Annotated in this window: 7 protein-coding genes, 1 tRNA gene and 2 pseudogenes; 7 read left to right on the top strand and 3 right to left on the bottom strand. The window is 66.2% G+C overall.

Annotated elements, in window-relative coordinates:
- Positions 1 to 101 (bottom strand): annotated as a pseudogene (locus HMPREF9440_RS11915) (Hsp33 family molecular chaperone HslO); the annotation flags it as partial.
- 172 nt (positions 102 to 273) lie between these two features.
- Positions 274 to 350 (bottom strand) — tRNA-Pro (locus HMPREF9440_RS05320).
- Between the two features lie 161 nt (positions 351 to 511).
- Here HMPREF9440_RS05320 and HMPREF9440_RS12415 point away from each other — a divergent pair.
- From HMPREF9440_RS12415 to HMPREF9440_RS05290, 6 genes and pseudogenes are all read left to right on the top strand, one after another.
- Positions 512 to 1,009, top strand: a pseudogene (locus HMPREF9440_RS12415) (PHP domain-containing protein); the annotation flags it as partial.
- Between the two features lie 581 nt (positions 1,010 to 1,590).
- Complete coding sequence (locus HMPREF9440_RS05310) at positions 1,591 to 2,244, top strand: site-2 protease family protein (protein ID WP_008542211.1); 654 nt, start codon at positions 1,591 to 1,593, stop codon at positions 2,242 to 2,244.
- A gap of 196 nt (positions 2,245 to 2,440) precedes the next feature.
- A complete protein-coding gene (gene bamC / locus HMPREF9440_RS05305; protein WP_008542209.1) occupies positions 2,441 to 3,625 on the top strand; it encodes an outer membrane protein assembly factor BamC in 1,185 nt (394 codons plus the stop codon).
- Between the two features lie 82 nt (positions 3,626 to 3,707).
- Positions 3,708 to 4,361, top strand: coding sequence for a DUF805 domain-containing protein (locus tag HMPREF9440_RS05300; protein WP_008542208.1), 654 nt, complete (start codon positions 3,708 to 3,710; stop codon positions 4,359 to 4,361).
- Positions 4,358 to 4,774 (top strand): DUF805 domain-containing protein, encoded by a 417-nt coding sequence (locus tag HMPREF9440_RS05295; RefSeq protein WP_008542207.1) that lies wholly within the window; start codon positions 4,358 to 4,360, stop codon positions 4,772 to 4,774. Before HMPREF9440_RS05300 ends, HMPREF9440_RS05295 begins: the two co-directional genes overlap by 4 nt.
- Before the next feature lie 86 nt (positions 4,775 to 4,860).
- The gene (locus tag HMPREF9440_RS05290; RefSeq protein ID WP_008542206.1) at positions 4,861 to 5,487 is read left to right on the top strand and encodes an FKBP-type peptidyl-prolyl cis-trans isomerase; all 627 of its coding nucleotides are present in this window, start codon (positions 4,861 to 4,863) and stop codon (positions 5,485 to 5,487) included.
- A gap of 178 nt (positions 5,488 to 5,665) precedes the next feature.
- Here the strand turns inward: HMPREF9440_RS05290 and gluQRS are convergent, their stop codons facing one another.
- Positions 5,666 to 6,523 carry a tRNA glutamyl-Q(34) synthetase GluQRS gene (gene gluQRS / locus HMPREF9440_RS05285; RefSeq protein WP_008542204.1) on the bottom strand — a complete coding sequence of 286 codons (858 nt, stop codon included), beginning with the start codon at positions 6,521 to 6,523 and terminating at the stop codon, positions 5,666 to 5,668.
- A gap of 87 nt (positions 6,524 to 6,610) precedes the next feature.
- On the opposite strand from gluQRS, the gene HMPREF9440_RS05280 reads away from it, so the two are divergent.
- Entirely contained in the window at positions 6,611 to 6,814 is a 204-nt protein-coding gene (locus HMPREF9440_RS05280; protein ID WP_008542203.1) for a hypothetical protein, read from the top strand.
- The last annotated feature ends 12 nt before the right edge of the window (positions 6,815 to 6,826 follow it).

Below are 6,826 nucleotides of genomic sequence, written 5' to 3'. Positions count from 1 at the left end.
GCGGCGAGCACCGCGGCGGCCGCGGCTTCGCCCGCGAGGCGGCGGACCGCCCCGGGGAGCTTCTGATGCGCGATCGCCTCCGTGAAGGCTTCGTGGAGCACGACGGTCGAACCGCGGACGTTCGCGGTCGGGAAGAGCAGTTTCTGGAATTCGTTCACGATGAGAACACCTCAAAAACCGTCGGGTTCGACGGGAAGAGGCGGACTGAATCCGCCAAAGAAAAAAGGTTGTCTGCCTTCGACGGCCGACAACCTTTCTTCGAGTGTTTGGTTCTGGTCGGGGCGGCGGGATTCGAACTCGCGACCCCTTGCACCCCATGCAAGTGCGCTACCAGGCTGCGCTACGCCCCGACTAGAGGAAAGGGATTCTACATGCGGACCGGGAAAAAAGCAAGAGTGAGCCAAGTGAAAACGCGAAGAAGGAGGGTGGGCGCCCCGGAAAAGGCCGTCGTGCGGGGAAAGGGGCCTGCCGCCTGCGTGCTAGACTCGTCAAAAACCCCGGGCCGAATCGGATGAACCGAACGAACCGGCCGAAGAAGAGAATCCCCATGATCGTCGACCTTCACACCCATTCCAACGTCTCCGACGGTGCGCTCCCGCCCGCCGAACTCGTGCGCCTGGCGCACGCCAACGGCGTCACGCTGATGAGCCTCACCGACCACGACACGATGGACGGCATCCACGCCGCGCACCGCGAGGCGGACGCGCTCGGCATGGGCTTCATCCCGGGGGTGGAGATTTCGTCGCGCTGGGGCGGCCGCACGATCCACATCGTGGGGCTGGGGCTCGACTCCGAAAACGCCGGCGTCGACGAATTCTTCCGCGACGTGTGCCTGAAGCGTGACCGCCGCGGGCGCCTCATCGCCGAGAAGTTCGACGCGATGGGGATTCACGGCGCCTACGAAGGCGCGCTCGCCTTGGCCGGCAACAAGGACAACCTCTCGCGCACGCACTTTGCGAACTGGCTTCACGAAAACGGTCACGTCGAGACCTATCAGGACGCCTTCGACAAGTACCTCAAAGCCGGGCGCCCCTGCTGCGTCGAGGTCGACTGGCCCGAAGTGGCCGAAGCCGTCCGTTTCATCCGCGACCAGAACGGCATCGCGGTGCTCGCGCACCCCGGCCGCTACCGCTTCACGGAGGACTGGATGATCGGCGCGCTCATGGAGGACTTCAAGAAGGCCGGGGGCGAAGCGATCGAAGTGTGCTCGGGCTCGCAGACGGCGGACGACGACGTCCGCTTCGCGCAGGCCGCCCGCGAGATGGACTTCCTCGCGAGCACCGGGAGCGACTGGCACAGCCTCAGGTCCTCGCGCCCGACGCCCGGCACCCAGCCGCAGCTCCCCAAAGACCTCAAGCCCGTCTGGCAGTACCTCCGTTGGTGAGCCCGCGGCCCACTTCCGGAGCAGACCCGGAAAAATTCCGAAAACACCTTTACGCCTTCGCGGCGGCCGCAAAGGTGCCTGCCCGCGCGGCCGCTTTCCCCGATCCGCTAAGATTCGCGGCATTCCCAACGTTTTGAACCGACCGGGGAAGGCTGCGGTTCCGAAGCCGCTCTCTCCGCCTCAGCCCACCCGAACATCTTCCCTTCATGGACATCGCCCACGCCATTCAGACGCTCTGCGTCTACGCCTTCCCCATGATCTTCGCGATCACGCTCCACGAGTCCGCCCACGGCTGGGCGGCGGAGCGCCTGGGCGACCCCACCGCCCGCTCGCTCGGGCGCGTGACGGTGAACCCGCTTCCCCACATCGACATGATGGGGACGATCATCGTGCCGGGCGTGATGCTTCTTGTCGCGACGCTCTCCGGGATGGGGCCGCTCCTCTTCGGTTGGGCGAAGCCCGTGCCGATCAACCCCTGGAACTTCCGCAACCCGAAGGCCGGGATGGGGATCACCGCCGCGGCGGGGCCGCTCTCGAACCTCCTTCAGGCCGTGCTTTGGGCGCTTCTGCTCAAGGTGCTGGTCTCGGTCGGGATCCACGAGCGGTTCTTCCTTGAGGTCGCCGTCGCCGGCATTCAGGTGAACGTCGTGCTGATGGCGCTGAACCTGATTCCGCTCCTGCCGCTCGACGGCGGGCGCATCGTGCGGAGCGTGCTCCCCGAGAAAATCGGGAGGGAATTCGACAAGACCGAGCGCTGGGGCTTCATGATCCTTCTGCTTCTTCTCGCCTTCAACGGCCTTTGGTACGTGGTGGCGCCCTTCATCCGGGCGGGGCAGTGGGTCGTCAATCTGATTCTTTGAGGCCGGTTCCAAGCGGCCGTCGGACGCTCCGACGGCCGGACCGGGATGCGGCCCGACGCGAAAACCGCGTGAAGACCTTCGCCCGCATCCCCTTGCCGCTTGACTTCGGGGCGTCCCGCCGCGCCAAAAGCCCCGGTCGCTTTGCTAAAATTTTCGGACTATGGCCTTCGGGCCCAAACCACAGGAACGAATAAGGATGACCAAGCACACGCTTCGTCTCGCCGCCCTGGCCCCCGCCGTGATGTCGCTCACGGGTTGCGCCTACTTCGGCATCGACATCAACTCGGCCTTCAACAACGACAAGGTTCAGTACGAGGCCTCGAACACGCGGGCGAACCTGGAAGTGCCGCCCGACATGACGCCGATCAAGACGGACGACCGCTTCGACGTGCCTTCGCGTCCGAGCGTGGTGAGCGCCAACGCCGAAGCGGCCCGCCAGGCCGCCGCGGCGCAGAACCAGAATCCGCAGAACGTCGCCGCGCAGTACATCGTGCCCGACACGGTGAACGTCAAGGTGATGAAGGACGGCCAGAGCCGCTGGCTCCAGGTGACGGCGCCCGCCGAACAGGTTTGGACCGTGGTCCAGGACTTCTGGCCGTCGGTCGGTCTCGTCATCCGTCAGCAGAACCCGGAAACGGGCTACATGGAAACGGAATGGGCCGAGAACAAGGCGAAGCTCCCGCAGGACATCATCCGCGGCACGATCGGCAAGGTCCTCGACTTTGCGTACTCGACCGGTGAGCGCGACCAGTACCGCACCCGCATCGAAAGGAACGACGACGGCACGTCGAACATCTACATCACGCACCGCTCGATGGTCGAAGTCGTCACCGGTTCCCAGAACGGCAACACGATCTGGCAGCCCGGTCCCGCCGACCCGATGATGGAAGCGGAAATGCTTCAGCGTCTCGCGCTGCGCCTCGACGCCGAATTCAACCCGAACGCCCAGAAGGCCCTGGAAGAAGCTCAGGTCCAGAAGGATCTCCAGCAGACCCCGACCGAGCCGAAGGCGGACCTCGTCAAGAACGAGCAGGGCGTCCTCGAAGCCGTCGACATGAAGGAACCCTTTGACCGCGCCTGGCGCACGGTCGGCCTCGTCATCGACCGCATGGGCTTTGAATTGGTCGACCGCGACCGCGTCGCGGGCTACTTCATGGTCCGCTACCTCGATCCGACCTACGAAGAGCGCATGAAGAGCGAACAGGGCTTCTTCGCGAACGTGTTCGGGAGCCAGAAGCCCGTTGATGCGCCCAACTACCGCATCCACCTCGGCGACGAAGGCGCCACGACCCGCGTGACGGTTCAGGGTCCGGACGGCGGCGAAGACCCGACGGGCGTCGCGCCGAACATCCTGACGCTTTTGGCCGAACAGCTCCGCTGATCGGACGGAAGGCACCACCGTCAAATGGAAGGAAGAGGCTTCGGCGGCGCGCTGAGGCCTCTTCGTTTTTGGTACCCCCACCATGACCCGCTCCGACTCGATCCTCGCCCCCGACGCCTGGTCGCTTTCGCCCTTCGGGCGCACGCGCACCGAGGGCTTCGCCCGTTCGCTCTACGCGTCGGCGTTGGCGCTCGGCGTCGCCCTGGCGCTCGCGATTTCCGCGGACCGCCACGCAGTGGACGCGGTGCGGTGGGCGGGTTTCGCCATGGCCCTGGGGTTGGCGCTCCTTTCGCTCTGGCACGCCGTCGCCGCGACGGCGAGGCGTCTGCGGGACGCGGGGATGAATCCGGCGACGGCCGCCGTCGCCGCGGTGCCGGGGCTCAACCTCGTGCTCTTCTTTGCCATCGCCTGGCGGCCTTCCGTCGGAACGCCGGACCCCGCGCCTGAACCCTTGCCCGGTCCCGGCGGCACGCCCGTGCGGATCGGCACGGTGGTGCCCGAACCGCAGGGAACACCAGGTGCCCGGGGGAAGCCCCTTTCGGCGGATCCCGCCGAGCGGCTTTGGACGGAATTCCTGTTGGCTTGCGAGGGCGAGCCGCCTTCGCTTCAGATGCAGCTGCGCGTGCGCTACCGCACGAAGTTGGAAAAGCTCGCCAAAGACGGAAAATGCGACCCCGAGACCGCCGCCCGCATGGGGCGGCGCATCATGAGCGAACCTTTGGGGAGCCGCGGATGAGGCGCATGACGGGCGGCGTGCGCTTCTTTGCGATGGTGGGGGAGGGCTTTCTCACCGTCTACGACCCGCAGAGAAGAAGCTCCCGTACGCGGTTTGCGCGGGAGGCGCTCCTCTGGGCGCTTTTGGGCGCCGCGGGTTGGTTCGCGCTCGACCCGATCGCCGACGCCGAGTGGATCTCGGACGAGATGTTGGTCGGGATCGCGCACGGTGTGAGTTGGCTCGTCTTCGCCTGGTCGACGGCGCTTTTTCCGATGCTTGCGCGGCGCTTTCACGATGCCGGCATGTCGGGCGCGTGGTCGGGGCTGGCGCTGATCCCCTGCGTGACGCCCATCCTCATCCTCGGGCTGCTCATGCTCCCGGCGCGCCCCGCCGGGCGCGCGTGGCCTCCGGCCGAGGCGCCGTTCTTCGCCTGAAGAGCGGGGGGCGCCTTCAGGGCCGCCCGAAACCCGCTAGACTTTCGCTCTCCGAACAAAACCGACAATCCGAAGAAGGATCACCGATGACCACGAAGCTCGATGTGAAGAAGGACCGTCTCGTGACGCTCGCCGTGCGCATGGCGGACATGACGGGGCGCGTGCTCGAAGAGTCGCCCGAAGAAGGGATCACGTATCTCCACGGGCACGGCGACATCTTCCCGAAGTTGGAGGCCGCGCTCGACGGACGCTTCCCCGGCGAAGGCTTCGTGATCAAGCTCGAACCCGAAGACGCCTTCGGCGACTACGACGCCGACGCGATCAGGATCGTCCCGGCGGAGCGCCTCGGCGACCCCGAACTCATCGTCCCTGGCCTCGTCTACGACGAAATTCCGGGCGAAGCCCCCGACGGCCGCCGCTGGCGCGTGACCGACGTTGCGGAAGGTCAGGCGGTTTTGGAAGCCAACCACCCGCTCTCGGGGATCGCGCTCCAGTTTGAAATCAAGGTGCTCGACGTGACCGAACCCGACGACGAAGAGGCGGTCGGGACGGACGACGTGGTGGTGCCCTCATTCCTCGGGCTCGCCGACAAGATCGTCCCCGAGGATGACGACGATCCCACGGACGAGGAAATGAACGCGATGCTCCGCGCGGCGGAGGATGACGGCAGCTCCATGGCGAAGTTGGCGCGCCCGCCCCGCATCCTGCGGTAAGTCGTTCTCACCGTCCTTTCCGGTGAAGGGGCGGTCAAGAAAAGCGAGCGTATGCTCCGCTGGAAATCGAACGGGCGAAGAGAAATCTTCGCCCGTCGGCATGTCGGAGCCTCTCTGAGATCGGAGGATGGTGAGCCGTCACTCCGGTTGATCGACCTTCAGTCGACGCTCAACGCCTTCAGTCCCTGAAGCGCTCCGCCCAAAGGGGCACGGCGGCTTTGAGGAACGCCTCCGGCGTGTCCGCCCCGATCCTGGGGAACCCGAGATGCGTGAAGGCACGCTCCAATTCATCCATCAGGTCGTCCGTGAGCGGGACCGCGCCCTGCTGCTTCGAGAGCTTCTCGCCGCGGTCGTTCAACACCAGCGGCACGTGCATGTAGCGGGCCGGGGCGCCGCCCAAGGCTTTGGTGAGCATGATCTGCCGCGGCGTGTTGTCGAGGAGGTCCGCCCCGCGCACGATGTCGGTGACGCCCTGATCGATGTCGTCCGCCACGACGGCCAGCTGATAGGCCCAGAGCCCGTCCGCGCGCTTCACGACGAAGTCGCCGCACTCGCGCTCGACGTTCTGGGTGAAGGGACCGCACCAGCGGTCCGTGAAGGTGACGGGTTGGTCATCCGTCAGAAACCGGAGCATCCGGACCGGACGCCCGTTCGTCCCCCGGCGGCACGTGCCCGGATAGACGTTGGGGGCGAGACCGAGAGCGAGCGCGCACTCACGTATTTCGGTGCGCGAGCAGGCGCAGCCGTAGAGCCGTCCCGCCGTTCGGAGCTTCTCCAGGGCGGCCTCGTAGAGGCCGTCCATGCGGCTTTGGTACCGCACGGGTTCGTCGGAGGTCATCCCGAGACGCGTGAGCACGCGCAGGATGTCTTCCGCCGCGCCCGGCACGTCGCGCGGCGGATCAATGTCTTCGATCCGCACGACCCAGACGCCCCCGTGGGCGCGGGCGTCGAGCCAGCTCGCCAGGGCGGCGGCGAGGCTTCCGCGGTGGAGGCGGCCGGTGGGGCTCGGGGCGAAGCGTCCCTTGTAGGTGCTCATCTTTGGCGGTGTGTTATGGTTTCGGAAACAACGCCATTCTAACGGGCCGACCCCCGACGGCCCGACCCTCGAAAAAGAACAACACCGATGTCCGGAACCGCCGTCCCCCGAGGCGCCATCTCCGGAAGACCCACGTGGGGCGACGCGGCCCTTTTGGTGACGATCTCCTCGATCGGTCCCTTCGCCGCGAACACCTACGTGCCGGGCTTCCACGCCATCGCCGAGTCGCTCGGCACGGATCTCGTCGCCGTGCAGCAGTCGCTCTCGCTCTATGGACTAGTAAGGGAATAACGTGTAATAATT

The sequence above is a fragment of the Sutterella parvirubra YIT 11816 genome (genome assembly GCF_000250875.1).
Classification (GTDB): Bacteria; Pseudomonadota; Gammaproteobacteria; order Burkholderiales; family Burkholderiaceae_F; genus Sutterella; species Sutterella parvirubra.
Note: the sequence above shows the minus strand (reverse complement) of the source record. Positions and strands in the feature narration are given on the sequence as shown.